This window comes from Collinsella aerofaciens (assembly GCF_018785265.1).
Taxonomy (GTDB): domain Bacteria; phylum Actinomycetota; class Coriobacteriia; order Coriobacteriales; family Coriobacteriaceae; genus Collinsella; species Collinsella aerofaciens_AI.
In genome coordinates this window covers 1,782-21,132 of the sequence record NZ_WQPK01000031.1, presented here as the reverse complement: position 1 = coordinate 21,132, position 19,351 = coordinate 1,782, and the positions used below count along the sequence as shown (strand labels likewise).

General features: G+C 59.5%; 18 protein-coding genes. 10 read left to right on the top strand and 8 right to left on the bottom strand.

Features of this window, described 5'->3' with window-relative positions; genetic code table 11:
• The first annotated feature begins 209 nt into the window (after positions 1-209).
• The 7 genes from GPK42_RS05715 to GPK42_RS05685 all read left to right on the top strand — a co-directional run bounded on the left by GPK42_RS05715 (position 210) and on the right by GPK42_RS05685 (position 5,283).
• A complete protein-coding gene (locus tag GPK42_RS05715) occupies positions 210-491 on the top strand; it encodes a type II toxin-antitoxin system RelE/ParE family toxin (protein WP_006234335.1) in 282 nt (93 codons plus the stop codon).
• Entirely contained in the window at positions 463-804 is a 342-nt protein-coding gene (locus GPK42_RS05710) for a HigA family addiction module antitoxin (protein ID WP_195620513.1), read from the top strand. Before GPK42_RS05715 ends, GPK42_RS05710 begins: the two co-directional genes overlap by 29 nt.
• An 83-nt stretch (positions 805-887) precedes the next feature.
• Positions 888-1,157, top strand: coding sequence for a hypothetical protein (locus GPK42_RS05705; protein WP_215694127.1), 270 nt, complete (start codon positions 888-890; stop codon positions 1,155-1,157).
• A 370-nt stretch (positions 1,158-1,527) separates the two neighbouring features.
• On the top strand, positions 1,528-2,283 hold the full coding sequence (locus GPK42_RS05700; protein WP_215694125.1) for an EcsC family protein: 756 nt from the start codon (positions 1,528-1,530) through the stop codon (positions 2,281-2,283).
• A 517-nt stretch (positions 2,284-2,800) separates the two neighbouring features.
• Positions 2,801-3,343 (top strand): DUF4352 domain-containing protein, encoded by a 543-nt coding sequence (locus tag GPK42_RS05695; RefSeq protein WP_252200143.1) that lies wholly within the window; start codon positions 2,801-2,803, stop codon positions 3,341-3,343.
• Between the two features lie 39 nt (positions 3,344-3,382).
• Positions 3,383-3,805, top strand: coding sequence for an XRE family transcriptional regulator (locus tag GPK42_RS05690; protein WP_117757340.1), 423 nt, complete (start codon positions 3,383-3,385; stop codon positions 3,803-3,805).
• A gap of 98 nt (positions 3,806-3,903) precedes the next feature.
• Complete coding sequence (locus tag GPK42_RS05685; RefSeq protein WP_215694121.1) at positions 3,904-5,283, top strand: serine/threonine protein kinase; 1,380 nt, start codon at positions 3,904-3,906, stop codon at positions 5,281-5,283.
• Between the two features lie 37 nt (positions 5,284-5,320).
• Here GPK42_RS05685 and GPK42_RS05680 read toward each other — a convergent pair whose 3' ends face one another.
• Together GPK42_RS05680 and GPK42_RS05675 are read right to left on the bottom strand one after the other, a co-directional pair.
• A complete protein-coding gene (locus tag GPK42_RS05680) occupies positions 5,321-6,454 on the bottom strand; it encodes a coiled-coil domain-containing protein (RefSeq protein ID WP_215694119.1) in 1,134 nt (377 codons plus the stop codon).
• Positions 6,455-6,688: 234 nt separating this feature from the next.
• Positions 6,689-7,321 (bottom strand): MOSC domain-containing protein, encoded by a 633-nt coding sequence (locus GPK42_RS05675; protein WP_215694117.1) that lies wholly within the window; start codon positions 7,319-7,321, stop codon positions 6,689-6,691.
• A gap of 232 nt (positions 7,322-7,553) precedes the next feature.
• Between GPK42_RS05675 and GPK42_RS05670 the strand changes: the two genes are divergently transcribed.
• Positions 7,554-8,810 carry a carboxylate--amine ligase gene (locus GPK42_RS05670; protein ID WP_117629769.1) on the top strand — a complete coding sequence of 419 codons (1,257 nt, stop codon included), beginning with the start codon at positions 7,554-7,556 and terminating at the stop codon, positions 8,808-8,810.
• Positions 8,811-8,894: 84 nt separating this feature from the next.
• Positions 8,895-9,641 carry an aspartate/glutamate racemase family protein gene (locus tag GPK42_RS05665; RefSeq protein ID WP_040358337.1) on the top strand — a complete coding sequence of 249 codons (747 nt, stop codon included), beginning with the start codon at positions 8,895-8,897 and terminating at the stop codon, positions 9,639-9,641.
• A gap of 124 nt (positions 9,642-9,765) precedes the next feature.
• On the opposite strand, the gene GPK42_RS05660 is transcribed toward GPK42_RS05665, so the two are convergent.
• From GPK42_RS05660 to GPK42_RS05635, 6 genes are all read right to left on the bottom strand, one after another.
• Positions 9,766-10,512, bottom strand: a complete 747-nt coding sequence (locus tag GPK42_RS05660) for an energy-coupling factor transporter transmembrane component T family protein (protein ID WP_215694115.1) — start codon at positions 10,510-10,512, stop codon at positions 9,766-9,768.
• Positions 10,505-12,256 (bottom strand): ABC transporter ATP-binding protein, encoded by a 1,752-nt coding sequence (locus tag GPK42_RS05655; protein ID WP_215694112.1) that lies wholly within the window; start codon positions 12,254-12,256, stop codon positions 10,505-10,507. The genes GPK42_RS05660 and GPK42_RS05655 overlap by 8 nt, the downstream gene beginning before the upstream one ends.
• Positions 12,257-12,321: 65 nt before the next feature.
• A complete protein-coding gene (locus GPK42_RS05650; protein WP_215694110.1) occupies positions 12,322-13,218 on the bottom strand; it encodes an IS110 family transposase in 897 nt (298 codons plus the stop codon).
• Positions 13,219-13,657: 439 nt separating this feature from the next.
• Positions 13,658-14,230 carry a hypothetical protein gene (locus GPK42_RS05645; protein WP_215694108.1) on the bottom strand — a complete coding sequence of 191 codons (573 nt, stop codon included), beginning with the start codon at positions 14,228-14,230 and terminating at the stop codon, positions 13,658-13,660.
• A gap of 400 nt (positions 14,231-14,630) precedes the next feature.
• Positions 14,631-16,577: a C69 family dipeptidase gene (locus GPK42_RS05640; RefSeq protein WP_215694106.1), complete on the bottom strand. Its 1,947-nt coding sequence runs from the start codon at positions 16,575-16,577 to the stop codon at positions 14,631-14,633.
• Between the two features lie 408 nt (positions 16,578-16,985).
• On the bottom strand, positions 16,986-17,903 hold the full coding sequence (locus tag GPK42_RS05635) for a diacylglycerol/lipid kinase family protein (protein WP_055309791.1): 918 nt from the start codon (positions 17,901-17,903) through the stop codon (positions 16,986-16,988).
• 98 nt (positions 17,904-18,001) lie between these two features.
• Here GPK42_RS05635 and rnd point away from each other — a divergent pair, with 98 nt between their 5' ends.
• Positions 18,002-19,135, top strand: a complete 1,134-nt coding sequence (gene rnd / locus GPK42_RS05630) for a ribonuclease D (protein ID WP_215694104.1) — start codon at positions 18,002-18,004, stop codon at positions 19,133-19,135.
• Positions 19,136-19,351: the final 216 nt, after the last annotated feature.

The window sequence follows — 19,351 nt, the reverse complement described above, 5'->3', positions numbered from 1 at the left end:
CCGGCCCGGCCCTCAGGGTATCGGGTTCCCACATTCATCCGCACATGTGCGGATGAATGTGGGAGGTGTTCGGATAAAGTTGATAATCAAGGCTTTCGCTTGACTAAGGCGTGAAGGACTATTTGTTCTAGAAAACACGAACAAACGTACGATATAATAGAGATGTAAGTCTATAGAAACGTTTGACGTTACTAACGTAAGGCGATACTATGATTGCATCGTATAAAGATGAGGATACCGAACGCTTTGCCATGGGTGTGCGGGTCAGGAGGTTCGTGCCCTTTGAGCGTGTTGCGTTGAGGAAGATTCGCCAACTGCAGGTTTGTGCTTCACTTGATGATCTTCGCGTTCCACCGGGCAACCGCCTGGAAGCTTTGAAGGGCGATCGTGCCGGTCAATATAGCATCCGTGTTAACGAGCGCTATCGGGTCTGTTTTGAGTGGAGACAGGAGATGGCTTGGAATGTCGAAATCGTCGATTATCACAAGTGATGAGGCTTCGGCCGATTTGCTGTCGCCGGTGACTCCTGGTGAGCTTCTCAAAGAGGAGTTTCTTGTTCCCATGGGCATTTCTCAATATCGTCTTGCGAAAGAGACTGGGATTCCGGCTCAGCGTATCGGGCAGATTGTCTTGGGAAAACGTCGCGTGACGGCCGACACCGACCTCCGTCTTTGCCGCTACTTTGGCCTGACGGATGGTTATTGGCTGCGCGCTCAGGTGGCGTTTGACCTTGAGGCCGAGAAAAGGCGGATCGAACCGGAACTCGGCAAGATCGTTCCTGTTCAGCAGGCCATCGCACTGTAGTGCTCAAAGATGATGGGGGTGGCGCGGCGATGAGGCGATGCCGACAGTCTGCCGTTTATAGTCCCGGTGGGTGTGGCTGCGGCTTGCTGCTGCTTCCGGTTATTGCTGTGAGCATTGGCGTGATGTTTGCGCTTGCCGGGTTGGCAGCAGCGGCACTCGTGTTGCTGATTGTGGCCATTGGCGTGACGATTTGGCTTTGCCGTAATCGCGAGCAACGCCGTGCCGACGGTAAAACCAATGTCGGATGGGCCATCTTTTTGGTTGTCACCTACCTATTGAGTATCAGTTATCTGGCGTTCTTTATCTTGTTGCTTGTGAGCACCTTTACCGGGGAATCCGTAACGGTGGGGTAGGCTTCGACGAGCTTCTTGAGGATGAAGCGAGGGGCGGACTCTGAATGAACCGCGCCCCGCATCAACAAGTTTCATTCGTTGTGTAGCAATCCGAATGTACAAGCGTTTGGCGTGAGAGCACCGCCGCCAGCAACACGGGAAGGCAGGCTGCAATCGCCAGCCCCCATGCCAGCTCATCGCAATAGATTCCATAAGGACTCCCCAACAGGACATAGGCCAACTAACGAGCCCATCATCCGCTGCGGTCACAAATTGGCTGACAGCTGAATCATCGCTATAAAACGCGAGGTAAAATGCCCAAAGATTGATGGATGGTTCGCAGAATTTGCAAGGGTTATTGAGAAAGCAAAGCTGCGAGAAAGGAAGAGCCATGGCTAAGAAGACGGGAGAGAAAGACACGGTTGGAAGGGCCAAAGGTTTCGAGATGCCCATCGATGAGGAATCGGCTGGCAAGCTGCTCGATACCATCTACAGGAGCGCACTGAATGGCGTCCCTAAGGTGAGTCGCTCGGTCGACGAGATGGTTGAGGACTACACGGGAAAGGCGAAGTCACCCGATGATGCCGCAAGGGCACTCGCAAAGTGGCAGATCATGAAATGCGGAACCTCAGGTTTCGTCACCGGGCTCGGGGGCTTGATTACGCTTCCGGTCGCAATTCCCGCGAACATAAGCAGCGTCATGTACGTCCAGATGCGCATGATCGCCTGCATCGCGAAGATGGGTGGCTATGACGTTACGTCCGACCAAGTTCAGACGATGATCTACATGTGTCTCACGGGTACGACGGCGAGTGATCTTGTCAAAATGGGGCTCATCAAGACTGGGACGAAATCGCTTGAGGTCGCAATCAAGAAGATTCCCGGGGCGGCACTCGTGAAGATCAACCAGAAGGTCGGCTTCAGATTTATCACGAAGTTCGGCGAGAAAGGCATCATTAACCTCGGGAAAATGCTGCCCCTCGCCGGCGGCGTGATTGGCGGCGGTGTGGACGTGGCATCGACGAGCATCATTGCTAAGAACGCCATCAGGATGTTTATGGAGGGCGAGGACCCCGATGGAACCCTGCCCACTGAAGCGGAGGTCGAAAGCATCGAAGATGTTGAGGTGGAAAGCGACCTGCTTTAGTCCTTGCTACGTGCTCCACACCCCATCGCCTAGCCTATGCCGTAGGGGCTGCCCGGCCGTTATGAGGTATCCCGCCTGCTCCTCGCGGTCTATTCGGCACATCGCGCGCATCGTTTGCTTTGAGTCGCAGGCCGTGTCATTGCCGCCCACGATGGCCTTGTGGTTGTTGAATGTGGTCGGGCCCATGTGACCCTTGGGCGGTTCTCAGCCCGCATCTACCAGGATTCTATCGAGCTCGTTCGAGCATCGAGTGTGTAGGGCATGCTCGAGAGCGTCGTCGTCCGCATGGACTACGCCGCGCAGGTTTGTCATGTCGGAAATCGAGGCAAGACGCTGCAGCCGTAGAACCAGTAGTTCAAATCGATGTTGGCAAGCCTCGAGGTGTCATCGGCGATGGACACGCGCTTCATGCTCTTCTATACCGCAACCTTAGCTCTCAGCTAATGAATTCAAGTTTAATCCTTTCTACGATGTGCTGTGTGCCGGCACGGTAGCCGGATCGTAGGAAGGATGCATGATGAAAAAGCTTGAAAACGAAGTGCTGCTGAGCCGTCGCGCTGCACTGAGCGCATTCGCCACCGTCGCCTTGGGGACTGCCGGTCTTCTTGCCGGTTGTGGTAGCGATAAGGCGACCGTCACCGAGGACGCTGGCGATGGCGACAAGAAGGAAGAGGCGAAGAAGGAAGAGCAGTCTACGACTGACCTGGCGGTTGGTGCGACGGTGACCACGGCTGCCGGTCTTTCCGTCGTTGTCGATTCCGTCCAGCCCGGCCTCACAAATTATGACGGTTCGACCATGACGGGCATTCACGTCACGTACGTTAACAATGGCGATGAGGGCGCAGATTACAATATCTACGACTGGAAGGGCGAGGACGCCAACGGCGCTCAACAGAATCAGGGTTACTACAGCGAGGGCTCCGATGAGCTGCAGTCTGGTACCCTTTCCGCCGGTGGCTCCGTGGCGGGCAATATCTACTTTGATGGCGATATCAAGAAGGCACTGTATTTTGCCAACATGTTTGATAAGTCTGCCACTGCAAGCTGGGCGCTGGCCTAGCATGTCGCTACCGTTGCGCCGTATGGGAGGTGAGGTCGTATGCCCGATAAAAAGCTGACTGACGAGTTACTCAATGAGCTTCTCGACGCGCCAAACATCGATGGCTATATCAAGGAGCACGACTTTGCCACCCCGTCGCTTTCGGACTACCTGAAGCAGCTACTGCAGGAAAAGGGCTTGGAGCGCTCGCGCGTGGTTCGTATGGCCGATCTCAATGAGACCTTTGGCTATCAGATCTTTACCGGTGCGCGTCATCCGAGTCGCAATAAGGTGCTGCAGATTGCCTTTGCGATGGCGCTGACGCTCAAAGAGACCAACCGTGCGCTGACGGCTGCCGGGGTAAGCGTCCTTAACTGCAAGGACCGCCGCGATGCGATTATCATCTTTTGCATCGATCGCGGGTGCAGCCTCCAAAAGGTCAACGAGGAACTGTATCGCTTTGGCGAGGAGACGGTGAGTTAGCGGCTGATATCTGAGCCGGCGGAGCTGTCGAACAACGATGCAAACGAACGGGGCGCGGATGCCATGGGGTGTCTGCGCCCTGCGCTATGATGGAGGCTATGGATACTCAGAGCCCAACATATTCCGATGACGAGCTGACCGCAGCGCTTGCCGAGCACCTGGCGTCGCTCGATCGCGACGACAGCTATCGCGTGGAGCGTGTACTTAAGCGCTCGTCCGTCGAAACAACCGAGCTCGTGTACTTTGCAGGAACCGGCGGTGGTTCGCTCGGTCCCTTTGTTCGTAAACGCATCGATGCTTCGGCTCAAATCGGCGGGGCATACGAGCGTCTGTTTGCCGCTCAGCGGGCAGGCAGGCGTTTTGAGCACCTGCCCAGAATCGTCGATTGTCGTCGTGTGGGCGACGAGCTCAACGTGGTTATGGAATACATCGAAGGGGAGACGCTCGGGGCGCTGGTGGACCGTCTAGGAGCCACCCCCGATTATGCGCGTGAATTGTATCCTGCCCTATGCGATGCCGTGGGCGAGCTCCACGCCGGTTTTGCAATGGCGGGGGAGACGTCGGCGCCGGTGATCCATCGCGACCTCAAGCCGTCGAATATCATCGTGACGGGTGCCAACTATACGCCTGATGACGGCCTGACGTTTTCATCGCTGGTGATTATCGACTTGGGGATCGCGCGCGTATGGCGCGATGGCGCCGATGCCGATACCGTCAAGTTTGGCACGCGACCCTATGCGCCGCCCGAGCAGTATGGTTTTGGGCAGACGAGTGTGCGCAGCGACGTCTACGCGCTTGGCGCCCTGTTGTTCTTCTGCTTGACGGGGGTCGACCCTAAACCAGGGCTCGACATGCGCGAGCAATGCGAGACGCGCGGCATTCCCACTCCACTTGCCGATGCCGTCTGCATGTCGATGGCGCTCGACCCGGTCAAGCGTTTTGCGAGCGCGGAAGCGTTGGGACGGGCGACGCGCGCGGCATACGATCTGAGTCGCCCCGTGCGGCCTCCTGCGCCTGCGCCTGTCCGTACTCCGGCCTCGGAGACGGTGTTGACGCCCCAAGGGCTCCAGAACCCCGCAGGGCTTCCTAGGCCTGCCGCCTCCGCTGCATACGGTCTGCTCTCTCGCGTTCCGGAGTCTCTGGGGCGCATTTGGAATACGCTCGTCTGCTTCTCGCTGCTTGTGTTCTTTGCCGGAAGTCACTTTGCCGTCTTTCACCCCACGGGAGCAAACCAAAGCTACCCGACGTGGCTTCTCATAATCGAGTATTTTTTCTTTGTCGATGGCCTTATGGTGCTTATGCATTTTGCGCTGTGCGACAAGCGTCGTCTTCGTCGGCGATTCGCACTGCTCGACAGCTATCGCGGCAAGAAACTCGCGAAACTCTGGCTCAAGGCATTGGGTGTGCTGCTCCTATGCATGATCGTCATAGTCGCGGTTGCCAATGCGACCGGCGTCGTCGATACCTCCGCTACCTAAAAGAAAAGGGCCCCATTGGGGCCCTTTGCAGTTGCACTTAGATGCGGTTCATCTGAGCGGCGACTTTGTTGTACCAGTCCTGCCACGTGGGCGGGCAGTACTTTTTGGCTGCTGCCGGGGTAAGGGTGGAGCCGTAGTTGGCGCCCAGATAGGCAACGTGAGCGGAGATGCCCTCGCTCCAGCTGCCAAAGCTGCGCCAACCGCCGCCACGGGCACTCCAGCCCCAGGCGTTGTAAGAATTGGCGCAATAAGCGCCCTTGGTGCTCTCGATGCAGGCGATGGCGGGGGACCAACGGGGGTCGACACCGGTATTCCAAGCGGCGACGGCAAAGTTATAGCCCTGGCCTGCCATGGGGGAGCCGGCGAGATAATTGTCGATGCGGCTCGTCCACTCATTAATGAACGAATCGTAATCGGAGCTACCGGTATTGGCGTTGTTCACCGTGGTGTCGATGGTGGTGTTGGTGTTGGTGGCCTGGCTGCTGGAATTGCTGCCGCTTACGCCCTCGCCCGAGAGCTTCTCGGCGGCAGCGGCCTTATCGGCCTCAAGCTTGGCAAGCTCGGCGGCATTTTCCTGCTCGGCTTTTGCCTGTGCCTCGCTGCGGAGCAGCTGGGCCTGCGCCAGCGCATCCTCGGCGTTTTTCTGCTCTGCCTCAAGCTGAGACTTGGCCTGCTGGAGCTCAGCCTTGTTCTGCTCGAGTTCGGTTTGCATGTTATTGAGCTGTTCGATCTCGTCGACGCTCGAGCTCGTGATCTGGTTGGTGTATTTGCAGGTCGTGATGAACTCACCCAGGCTCTGTGCGTTGACCAGGAAGCTCACGATGGGATTGGTGCCCTTCTGATACTTGTACAGATCGCGCATGGCGGAGCTTGCCTTGGCCTGCTGCTCGGGAAGCTTGGCCTCGATTTCCTCGATGCTTGCCTCATTGGAGTCAATCTGCTTTTGCAGGTCATCGAGTTTGGTGCGGGCGTCGTTGTAGGCGCTCGTGGCGGCTTCGATCTTCTGCTGGGCTGCGGAAAGCTGGTCCTGCGTTGCCTGCGAGGCGGCATACGCCGCAACGGGGGAGAGCATCGGCGTGGCCGTCAGCGCAACGGCGAGCACGGCGCTCGTGATGATACGAGCCGGCTTCGACGCAATGAGCGCTGCGGTGCGATGATTCGAATGCTGCATCCAGTCCCTCTGCAATCAATCGTAGGTTATGGTTCGAACGGTATTCTACTACTGCTTTCGACCTCAACTTGAACCTTAAAGGTTCCAAAGGGTCAAGTTGAACTTGAGGCTTTGGCTTTGACCTGCAGTTATGATGAATTGTTGAGAAACCATAGAGTTCAACTTTAACGTTACAGAGCTCTGTTTGAGAGGAGTTTTGGGCTGTAAAAGCCATCTCAACGTGGGGTTTTATAACTACAGCGTGCCCTTCTGGCGAGCCTGCTCAATCTCTTCGAGGGCCTCGGCGGGGGTGAACGAACAGGTGCCGTCGCCGAGTTTGATTACCTGGATATCGTCGCCGGCGTAGACCTCTCCGCCCTTTAGTACCACGCCAAAAACGCCCTCGTGGGGAAAGATGCAGTCGCCGGCGAGATAGTAGATGGCACAGCGTGTGTGGCAGACCTTGCCGATTTGGCTGATTTCGACAAGCACCTCGCTGCCAAGCTTGAGCTGTGTGCCCAAGGGGAGCGAGAGCAGGTTGATGCCCCGGGTTGTGAAGTTCTCGCCAAAGTCGCCCTCGTGCACATCGAGCCCGCGCGCCTGCGCCGTCTGGATAGACTCTGCAGCTAAAAAGGAAACCTGGCGGTGCCAATGCCCGGCGTGTGCGTCGGAGGCGAGGCCAAATTGCTCTATAACGGTGTCGTGCCCGTCGGCGACGGGTGACTTACGCGTGCCTTTGTGCTTCGACGTGTTGATTGAGACGATGCGGGCGGGCCCGTTGTAAGCATCGTTTGCGGTGCGTAGGGGAGCTGCCGTCTGGGCACGATCCGCAAGTTCGCGCTTGGCGGCGTCAATGATGGGGTTGTTGATCGGATGAGCCTGGGGCACGGTGCACCTTTCGACGGGGCGGGCAACATGTTGAATCCTACAACAATGGTAGGTTCATTGCCCATTGTCATACAGCGGTGAGCGCCGTCTTCGTGCTGGCCTTCGTGCTGGACGATTACGTCGATTGCCATAAATACGGTGGAGCTTTGGGCGCCGGCGGCTTGGCACGCTAAAATAATTCAGTTGCGCAAAGACCGCCCGTTGTGTGGGCAGTTCATGATAGGAAGTTTCCATGGCATTGCAATTTACAGAGCGCGAGTTCATTCCCGTGCTGCTCGGTGGCGACATCAACGCCTATTCGGTGGCGCGCGCCTTCTACGAGGAGTACCAGGTCAAGAGTCTGGTCTTTGGCAAGTATCAGACGGGTCCCGCGTACCGCAGCCAGATTATCGACTACACGCCCAACGTGGATATCGACACCATGCCCGTGATGCTCAAAACCGTCAACGGCATTGCCCAAGCGCATGCCGACAAGACGATTGTCCTTGTGGGCTGTGGCGACAACTACGTCGCTCTCGTGGCTCAAGCCAAGGATGCTCATGAGCTGGCGGACAACATCGTCGCGCCCTACGCGCCCTATAGCATGCTCGAGCAGTGCCAGAAGAAGGAGATCTTCTACGAGCTGTGCGAGAAGCATGGCGTGCCTTATCCGCATACCTTTACCTTCACCATGGCGATGCTGAACGCCCAAGGCGAGGCACCTGCCGAAGTGCTCGACCAGATCGATTTTCCTTACCCGATGATTCTGAAGCCTTCTGACGGCATCATGTGGTGGCAGCATGAGTTCGAGGGCCAGAAGAAGGCCTATGAGATTGCCGACCGCGCCGAGCTGGAACAGGTCATTCGCGACTCGTATGCCAGCGGCTACACCGACGACCTGATCTTGCAGGATCGCGTGCCCGGCAACGACGAGTACATGCGCGTGCTCACCAGCTATTCCGACCGCAACGGTAAGGTTCGCATGATGTGCCTGGGCCATGTGCTGCTCGAGGAGCATCAGCCCCACGGTGTCGGCAACCATGCCTGTATCATTACCGAGCCCAACGACGAGCTCATGGGCGGCGTGCGCAAGTTGCTCGAGGACCTTCACTTTGTGGGCTATTCCAACTTTGACGTAAAGTACGACGAGCGCGACGGCTCGTTTAAGTTCTTCGATTTCAACACGCGCCAGGGCCGCAGCAACTACTATGTTACCAACAGCGGCTTTAACGTTGCCAAGTACGTGGTGGACGAGTATGTGTTCAACCGTCCGTTTGAGCCGGAGTTTGTGACGGCTCAGGACGAGGCCCTGTGGATGGTCGTCCCCATGGGCGTCGTCGACAAGTACGTCAAGGATCCCGAGCTGCGCGCTAAGGTGCATCGCCTGGACAAGGAAGGCAAGGGCGCCGACCCTTCGTTTATGAAGGGCGACTTTGTCTTTAACCGCTGGCTGCGCATGTGGCACACCAAGCTGCGCCACTTTAAGCTGTTCAAGACGTATTACAAGTAGATGAGCGCGGCGCCCGTCCGGTTTGCATCGGGCGGGCGCGGGTATGATACGCGCAATTGCGCAAGCGTCACCAAGGAGGCGGCGATGGAAAAGCTGGGAGTTATCGGCGGCATGGGCGCCGAGGCCACGTCGTATTACTACGACCAGGTGGTGCGTCATACGGCTGCTGCCTGCGATCAGGAACATATCGACATGGTGGTACTCTCCAAGTCGACCATGCCCGACCGCACGCTGGCCATTAAGACCGGCGAGCATGCCAAACTGCTGGCGACCATGAAAGAGTGCGCCCAGGCACTCGAGTCGCTGGGCTGTGCACACATTGCCATTCCCTGCAACACGTCACACTACTTCTATGACCAGATCCAGTCGTTTACGAAGGTGCCGATTATCCACATGCCGCGTGAGTCGGTGCGCTATGCTCTGGCCGGTGCGGTGATGGGGGAGTGCGAGTTCGACCCCAACCTGAGTATGCCGGCCGAGCCGGTGCATAAGATCGGCATCATGGGCACCGATGGCACCGTGGGCGCGGGCGTCTACGGCCGCGAATGTAAGGCTGCGGGTGTTGAGGTCGTCTATCCCAGCGAGAAACGTCAGAACGATGTGATGTCGCTTATCTACGATGATGTGAAGGCCGGACGTGAGCCCGATATGGATAAGTTCGACCGCGTGATGTGGGAGTTCGCCCGTAGCGGCTGCGACCGCGTCATTCTGGCCTGCACCGAGCTCTCGGTGTTGCAAAAGTACCGAGAGATGCCCGAGATCACCCTCGACGCCATGGATGTCCTGGTGCGCGAATCCATCATCCGTAGCGGCGCTCCCTACCGCCTCTAGCTTCCGACCTGTCAAAAAGGGACAGGTTAATTTTGGTAGGTTTTATCTGGTGAAACAGTAAGGCCTCGGCTCGTTTGGTGCGAGCCGAGGACTTTTGCGTTGGGCGGTTGCTGTCAGTGGTGAACTAGAACAGGAAGCCGATGGCGATGAGGGCGATGCTGACGATGAGCACGGCGATGTCTAGGCCCTTGATGGGGTAGCGCTTGTACGAGCTGGCGCGCGTACGCAGATAGAAGCCGCGCTGTTCTGCCGCCAAGGCTGTGGCATCGGTCTTGCCCACGCTCGAGATGAGCAGCGGCACGCACAGTGGCAGCATGAGCTTAAGCCTCTTGATGGGGTTCTTGGTGTCGTACTCGACGCCGCGTGCGGTCTGCGCCTCCATGATGGCGTTCATCTCTTGACCAAACACCGGCACGAAGCGCAGCGCCGTGGTAAAAGTGAAAGCATAGCGATACGGCACGTGCAGCACCTCGACGCAGGCGTTGGCAAGGTCGTTGAGCTTGGTCACCATGAGCATGAGGATGAGCGGTAACGCCACACCCAGCAGGCGCAGGCAGGCCTTCGATCCTGTGACGAAGCCCGTGTCGGTGATAAAACCCCACACCACGTTGCCATCGCGCATAAAGGCCAGCTGGAGCACCAGCATGATAAGCGCGAGCGGAATCAGCAACTTGAGCAGCGAGAACAGACGGTCGATGACGCCGGCATAGGCGCCCAGCGCAAGGGTGAGTGCCAAAAAGCCCAGCAGCGCCACGTAGGTGTCGGACAAGAAGATGCCGACGATGATGGCGGCGGCGAGGCCCAGTTTGACGACGGGATTCAGGCGATGCAGCAGCGTATCGCCCGGCATGTAGTCGATGACGTTAACCACGGTGGACCATCTCCTTGGTAATTCGAACGACATCGGTGACTTCGCTCACCTGCGCAAAAGCGGGCGAGACGGAAGATGCCAGACGGCGCGAGAGTTCAATAACCTGGGGAGGCTCCACGTAGGCACGCCGCATGAGATCGATGTTCGAGAATAGCTCGTGCGTGCGGCCGCGGTCGAGGATGCGACCGTCGGCCATTACCACAATGCGCTCGGCAAAATCCGAGACGACTTCCATATCGTGGCAGACCATGATTACGGCGCAGCCACGCTCGGCCATGGTGCGCACCGTTTCCATGACGGTCATGCACTCGCGGTAATCAAGGCCGCTCGTGGGCTCGTCGAGCACGACGATCTTGGGCTCAACCACTACGACGGAGGCAAGCGCCACCATTTGTCGCTGGCCGCGCGAGAGCGAGAAGGGCGCCTCGTCGGCCGGCAAGCCAAAGCGGTCGATGACGAGTTGAGCACGACGCAGAGCCTCAGCACGGTCCATGCCGCCAAGCTCCAAGCCAAAGGCGACCTCGTCGAGCACGGTGTCCTTGCAGATCTGGCGGTCGGGGTTTTGGAAGAGGGTCGCGACCTCGCGGGCGATACGGCTCGTGGGAACGGCTGCGGTATCCAGTCCCGTGACGCGCACGCTGCCCGAGGCGGGCTTAAGCAGGCCTGTGAGCAGTTTGGTGAGCGTGGTCTTGCCGGCGCCGTTTTGGCCGACGATGCCCACGAGCTCGCCAGGATAGAGCGTCAGGCTAAGGTCATGTACGGCGGCGCCGCCATTGGGATAGGCAAACTCAGCATGGTCAAAGGTGAGTACGGGTTCGGCGTCCTTGGCATGAGGGCGCAACGACGGTGCATGCGGGGAACCGGCGGGCGCCTGAGCTTCGATGGCCGCGTGTGCGGGGTCGACGATGCCCGAAATCATGCGCTCGGCCTCATCGACATCCAAGCAGGGGGTACCGCTTACCAGGCCATCGGCCTCGAGGCTATTGAAGATACGCGTGACGCGAGGGCAGTCGACGCCGATGGCACGGAGCTCGTCGGTATGCGCGAAGACCTCGTGTGGCTCGCCCTGCAGCGCAATTTCGCCATGGTTGAGCACGAACACGCGGTTGCAGTACTCCGAGAGCAGGGCGACCTTTTGCTCAACGACGACGATGGTGATTCCAAGTACGCGGTTTGCCTCACGCAGCGTCTCGAAGACCAATGTGGAGCTGGCGGGGTCGAGTGCCGCGGTGGGCTCGTCGAGAACCAAGACGCGCGGACGCATGGCGAGGATGGCGGCGATGGCTACCTTTTGCTTCTGTCCGCCCGAGAGGGTTGCGATCTCGCGGTCGCGCAGGTCGCTGATGCCGACGGTCTCGAGCGTTTCGCTCACGCGCTGCTCGATCTGGTCGTGGGGAACGCCAAAGTTCTCGAGTCCAAAGAGCATCTCGTCCTCGACGACCGAAGCGACCATCTGCGTGTCGATATCCTGCAGCACACTGCCGACGATTTGCGACACGTCGGTGAGCGAGACTTCGCAGGTGTCGTGGCCGTCGACCATGACGGACCCAAAGAACGTGCCGGTGTAGTGGTGGGGCACGGCGCCCGACAGGCAGGCGACAAGCGTGGACTTGCCGGCGCCCGAGGGCCCGATGATGCCGATGAAATCTCCCTTGTTCACGCTGAGCGAGATGTGGCTGAGCGCCTGCTCGGTCTGCGTGCCATAGGAGAACGAGACATCGTCGACGTTGATGATCGTTTCCATGGATACCTTTCATAGTCATTGGGCATAGTCATTGGGTGTTCCTATAGTTTTGTCAACCGTCGGGGCTACTCCCGGTAGGGCACCCGGTCGCGCATCACGGCGTATATCGCCCTGAGCCGCTTCCTCGCGACGGCCTTGAGCGCCCGCCCGTGCCCCATGCCCCGCGCCCTGCAGGCCCGGTAGTACTCGCCGTAGCGCCCCGAGGACCTCACCAGGCTGTTGCACGAGAAGATCAGCAGGGACTTGAGCCTCGCGTCGCCGCGCCTGGACGCCCCGACCGACCTCACCGACGTGCCGGAGCTCCTCACCCTCGGGGCTATGCCGCAGTACGAGGCCAGGTGGTCGTGGTCCGGGAACCTCCCGATGTCGACCGACACCGCGAGCTGCGCCGCGGTCCTCGGGCCGATGCCGGGCACGGTGAGCAGCTCCAGCCACCGCCGGTCCGACAGGTCGACCGCGGCCTCGAGGGCCGGGCAGGACTCGAGCAGCACCGCGCGCAGGCGGTTCTTGTCCCTGGTCGCGCAGGCGACGACGTGGTCGCGCTGCGACGAGAGGGCGCGGGCGGCCTCGAGGGCCTCGCCGCGGCCCGGGACCCCCGACAGGGAGTCCGGCACGCCCAGGGCGGTCCGCGCGATCACCGCGGCGTCGCGCTCGTCGGTCTTGGCCTCGCCGGCGAACAGGCCCGCGGCGCGGCTGGCGGCGAGCCCGGGCAGGTAGGCGACCCCGAGCCCCGCGGCGCGGGCCCGCCTCACGGCGAGGGACCCTATGTTGCGGAACTGGTCGACGACGACGAGCGTGCCGGCGGGCGCGGAGGCGAACAGCGCGTCGAGCTCGGTCTCCCTGTTGCGGACGGGGGCGCTGGCCAGCACCTCCCCGTCGCGGTCGACCAGGCAGGCCCAGTGAGATGACTTGCCGACGTCCAGGCCGAGCACGGCCGCGGGCCTGGTGGATGGCGCTTTCACGGTGGTATCCTTCCGGTAGTCGTTCGACCGGATGGCCTCCCCCTCGGCACTCACATTACCAGCCGCGGCACCTGCCCGGCACTTTCCTATCAGCCGTCGGGGGCGGCGCGTCCCGCGCCGGCAGCACCCAACGGGCCCTCTCGGGGGCAGGGACGTTCGGCCGTGCGCGGGCGCCCGGTCGGCGGCCCGTTCTGGGCGCGCCTCAATCGTAGCCCGAGACGGTCCCGGGCTGACAATTTCGACTGTAATGGACGTTCTTAAATGACCAGTCGTTCAAGAACGTCCCCAAGAGCTCGTTGTTTGGGACAGTCTTTGATGGTGAAGCACGGAGACGGCTTTACGAGGGGCCCCAGGTTGGCGCGAAAGAGGAGCGAAGCGTACTTGGGTACGCGAGCGACGAATGAACGCCAAGATGGGGTGGCTCGTAAAGCCGAGCGGGTTAGTTGAGCCTAAGGGCCTTCTGGATGGGCAGGTAGAGGGCGCCGACCAGAATGGCGTTAAAGACGGCGGTCATGGCGACGACAGGCAGCATGGCGGCAGCGAGCTCGCCTACCACGCCGAGCGTGGCCATCTTGATGACCATGAAGATGACGCCGGAGACAAATGTGGTCAGGAAGGTTGCGACAATGGCGATGGCGGGCTTGACCTGACCGTTCTTGCCGGCGGCGTTGACGATGCCGGCCATGAGCATGGCGGCGATGCCCTCGGCGGCAAAATCGACGAAAGGCGAAGTGGTGGTGATCTGGATCACGGCAGCTGAGATGAGGCCAATGACGAGCGCCTGGCCGATGTTGGGGCGAACGACCAGGATGGTGAGGCAGAAGGCCGAGATGATGAACTCGGGGCTGATCATGCCGCCCGAGATGCCCGAGATGGCCTTGCCGACGGTGAAGTTGAGGATGAAGCCGGCGGCGAGCAGGATGGCGAGCAGGACGAGAGCACGGACGTCGAGTTTGCCGCGGTCGGCGGTCTGGACGGTGCGGGGCTGGGCGGCGGTGGTGTTCTGAGACATGGTGAAAATCCTTTCGGAATGGGAGTGCAAGAGAAAAGCGGAGGCGCGTGATGCGAATGCGATCGGGCTCGAGATAGAAAAAAGGCCCCCGGTCGAAACCGGAGGCCTTTCAATCACCTAGAGCGCAAAAACAGGCGTGAGGGACTCACTGTCGACCGATCGTATTCGCATCACGCCACCACCAGTTGTTGAGAGACTTCATCGTGTTCTTCATGTTGGTGGCTCCTTTCGTGATGCCGTGGCGCGGTCGCACCTAGTTGCTGTTGCGCTGCACTATAACACAGCGAAGTGTGTGCGGGGAAATCTTTTTAAAAAGATTTCAGGCGGGTTTCCCGCCGGTCAAAAGAGCGGGCTGAGCGGGCGAGGCTGCCATTGCTGCCTTGCCCGCTCAGCTAGGACGTTACTCCTTATTGCGACGGTAGAGGAAGTAACCGCCCGCGGAGATGACGGCAACGCCAGCGATGGCGAATGCAGCCACCACGCGGCCATCAAAACGATCACCGGTGGTGGGCAGGCCGCCCTTGGTGTTCGTCTTGTTGGTGGTTACCGTGGTTGTGGTGTCCGACTTGCCAGGCTTCTCGGGCTTGGTGGTGGGCTGCTCGGGCTTAGCGGGCTGCTCGGGGGTACCGGGCTGCTCAGGAGTACCAGGCTGCTCGGGAGTGCCAGGCTGATCCGGGGTTACCGGGTCGGTGGCAAGAGCGTCTTTGGCGTAGGTGATGGACACCTTGAGGCCGTTGGTCTCGGTGTTCAGGTCGCTCGGAGTGAAGGGCTCGTCAAAGTTTCCGGCCTTCTGATAGGCGCGCATCTCCTGGAGCAGGGCCTTGCACTTGACGTAGGTGTTCTCGGTAGCAGCCTTGCCGGCCTTGTTGGCCAGAGCGGTGCGGCCCTCGGTGGTCGTTTCGGCCAGCATGGCGGCGTCAACTTCCTTGTTCTGCTCGATGAGCTCATTCTGGAGCGCATCGAGGTAGGCACGGACGCTGATACCAAGGGTGTCAGGGTTCTCAAAGCAGAGCGAGCTGATGTCCATGAGAACGTAGTTGATTGAGTTCTCGGGCTCCTCGTTGTACACGACGTCAGTCTGTTTGCAGTGATCGAAGGAGACGGTCTGGTCGCTGAAATACGGGCTAACCTCGGTGAGCAGTGCGGAGTAGAAGGGGATGGCGACGGAGTACGCGGCGCGGGAGAGCATTTCCCATTGGATGGTTGCGATCTCGGGATCGAGGCCATCGCGAATCTGGAAGAGGTTGATCTCGCTGTTGCTTTCGGTACCGATGGCGTAGGCGCCGTCGGTGTTGGCGTTGAGGCCCGGGGCCTTCTCGCCGCGGTTGCCAAACGCGCGGATCATCTCAAAGGTGTTCCAGTTGGATTTGCCAGGCTGGAAGAACAGGGGCTGTGCCTCGAAGGGCAGAGCGCCGGTCGTGGCGCGGGCGTTTTCGCGCGTGTCCTTTACGATCTTATAGTCGGTGCCCTCGGTGAGCGGCGCATCGAAGTAAGCGCGACCCTGGACATAACGTGCCCAAGAGTGCATGGCATTTTCGCTAATTTCCTCGCCGTAGGTCTGGGCAACGTCGAACTGGCCATCATCGAAGTACTTGGCGAAGCCCTTCTCCTTGGGCATAGATTCGATGCCCTCGGAGTGGAGGCAGTTCTCGGTGTCGTTGAGGTCAACCTTGTAGTTGAGGTTGCCGATGTTGGGGTTAAGCGAGGCGATGTCATCGGTGAGCTTCATGGCGATCCACTGATGGCCGGAAAGTGCGGCGAACAGCCAGGTCTCATTGTTGTCGGAGATGATAATCTGGTCGTTGCCGCAGGCGCCCTGGTCGTCGATGATCTTGCCGAGGAGTTCGACACCCTCACGTGCCGTGGCGCTTTCGCCCAAGATTACGCTGCCGTAGCTATATTCGCCAATGCCAGTATCGGTCAGGGGGTCCGCAGCCTTGGCAGCTGCATTCATGTAGGTGGTCAGCGTGGCGGAGCAGGAGACACCCTTCTCGTTGATGCCAGCCTCGGAGTAGGCATCCCAGCGCTCGTCCCACTGACTGGGGTGGTCACGCACATAGGTGTAGCGATACGAGGTCTTGGTCGAGGTATACACGAATGCAGACTCATCCGAGCTGTAGGTGTGACCAGGGCCAAACGAAGGCTCGATGCCAAAGTGCTTGAGGTAACGCTTGCGGTAGTCCTCAGCACGGCCGTAGTACGTATTACCGTCGGCCGTCAGCTTGTTGCCCATGTATATCTGCGTGCAGGCGAGCGCAGATGTCGGCATGGACATGATGGTTGCAGCTCCAAAGGCGAGGCCTATGCCTAGCTTCTTGAGCGCGTTGACGGGGTGAGTTTTCCTCATTTTCCCTCCCAGCGTGCGAAAGCCCTCTGTCGCTAGAGGGCTTCAGCCAATAAAGACACCCCATTAGCGTAACGAACTGGAAACAATATTCATCTACGAAAGACACTTACTCGATAAGCGTGATGAAATATGCGACGAGCGGTTAATTGTACTCAGTTTGTAGCTTTACTTTAATAAAGACGCCCTGTAATTACTGTAGCCGATTAAAGTAGCTGGGAATGCCTGAAATGAAAATCCCCTGCTGTTTGGCAAATGCATAAACAGCAGGGGAGACGATAATTGGATGAATATCATACCAATGTGGAATTACTTCTTCCGGCGGTGAATCACGTTGATCGCATAGCCGACGAGCATGGCCAAAACGATGATGATAAAGCCGAGCAGGGGATTGTCGTTCATAGGGTCCTCCTATTTTCCGAGCGGGGAGAATTCGTCGACGATGAGGTCGAGGCATTGTGGAAGCGCGCGGGCTCCAAAGACGCCCGAATTGCTGGAGATAATCTCGCCATCGAACTGCATGCCCAGCGACGGGGTGCAGGTGATTTTGGCTTCCTTGGTCTGGATGATCTTGAACTGCGGGCGCCCGAGTACCTTGCCGGCGGGGTCGAGTGCGGCGGTGATCACGGTAGGCAGCAGCTGCACGGTGCGCACGGGTTCGATGACCGCAATGTCGACCATGCCATCGTTCATACGGCAGTCGGGGAACAGGTTGATGTCGTTTTGGATGACCGAGGTGTTGCCGGCCATGCAGCAGATGCCGTCGAGCTCCTCGACAATGCCGTCATGCTCAATCGTAAAGTGCGCCACCGTGGGATTGGGCGTGGCGAGCGCGGAGAGGAAGTAGGCGATCTCGCCGATGTCGTTTTTGGTGGGGGCGGCCTTCATCATGATCTCGGCGTCGAAGCCCGAGCCGGCGATGATGATAAAGCCGTGGCGCTTCTCGTTGCCGTTCTCGTCGAGCCAAAAGAGCTCACCCATGTCGACTTTGACCGTGCGACCGGCACGGCAGGCCTTGGCGAGCGCCGCTGCCTCGGGGGCATTGCCGATGTTGTTGAAGAACAGGCAGGCTGTGCCGGAGGGGAAGACGAGCGTGGGGACACCGCACCCGCGCATCTGGTCGAGCACGTTGGAGACGGTGCCGTCGCCGCCCGAAACGACCACGCGGTCAAACTCGCGCACGTCTGCCACGGCATCCTCGGGCTCCATGCCATCGCCGATAAAACGCATCACGACCTCGTCGCCGCCCTGCGCGAGGGCGTGCGTGAATGCGTAGATTTCATCTGAGCTGGGGCCCGATGCCGGGTTGTGGATGATAAGGCAGCGCATACTTACGTTCCCGTTCTGTGACTAACCGAGTATAGTTGTAAGGCAATGCCGATATCCTACCCGTGTTTTTCGGGCCTAACCTTATTCGATGGGTTGATATGTACATTTCCACACATCAGGCTCTACTCGACTTTTGCCAGCGCGCCCGTGAGTTCGACGCGATTGCCGTCGATACCGAGTTTTTGCGCGAGCGCACATTCCACCCGCGCCTGTGCTTGGTTCAGATTGCCACCCCTGCCGAGAGCGTAGCGGTCGACCCTCTGGTGATCGACGACCTCTCGCCGCTGGCCGAGCTTATGGCCGACGAGAGCGTGACCAAGGTCTTCCACGCGTGCTCGCAGGATATGGAGGTCATGCTCCATACCGTGGGCGTGCTGCCACGACCGATTTTCGATACGCAGGTCGCCGCCGCCTTTTTGGGCGAGCGCCAGCAGATTTCGTATGGCGCGCTTGTTCAGACGTTCTGCGGCGTATCGCTGCCCAAGACCGAGTCGCTGACCGACTGGTCGCGCCGCCCGCTGACCGATAAGCAGATTGAGTATGCGATCGATGACGCCAAGTACCTGATCGTCGCCTATACCGAGATGATGAGCCGCCTGCGCGAGCTGGGCCGTGTGGGCTGGGTGCTCGACGAGCTGCGCCCGCTAGCTGACGAGTCGCACTATCGCGCCGATCGCCACGAGGCGTTCCGCAAGGTCAAGCGCATCAATTCGTGCAGCCGTCACCAGTTGGGCATCGCGCGCGAGCTCGCCGCCTGGCGCGAGGACCGCGCCGAGCGCCGTAACATCCCGCGCAAGTGGGTCATGTCCGACGACACGCTGCTAGCGCTCGTTAAGCGCAATCCCGTGCGCGTTGAGGAGTTCCGTAGCATTCGCGGTACCGATCAATTGGGGGAGCGCGACGTGGACGGTGCGCTCATGGCCATCAAGCGCGGTGCGAGCTGTCCGCACGATCGCCTGCCGCTCTTGGTGCGCGGACATCGTCAGATTTCGCCGGAGCTGGAGAGCGTGACTGACCTTATGTATGCGCTTATCCGCCTGGTTGCCGAGCGCTCAGGCGTTGCGACCTCGGTCATTGCCTCGCGCGATGACCTGGCCGACTATATTGAGCACCCCGAGCAGAGCCCCCTGCGCGAAGGTTGGCGCTTTGAGCTTGTGGGCTCGCGCCTGGACGATCTGCTTTCCGGCAATATGGGGTTGACGGTGAAGGACGGCAAAATCGAGCTTCTATAGTCATATAGTTACGCGGTTTTACCAAACCGCGTAACAGCTCGACGCTGCAAACGGCCGAGAGCGGCAATCTGACGTTCAATCGTCGCTTGCGTACCAAAGTACGCGTCGCTTCTCTTTCACGTCACCTTGCTCGCTCTCGGCCGTTTTCGCTCATATGACCCAATCCGCTGTCAAGAGCCACAATGGCCCCGCCGACCGCTTGCAATCGGTCGGCGG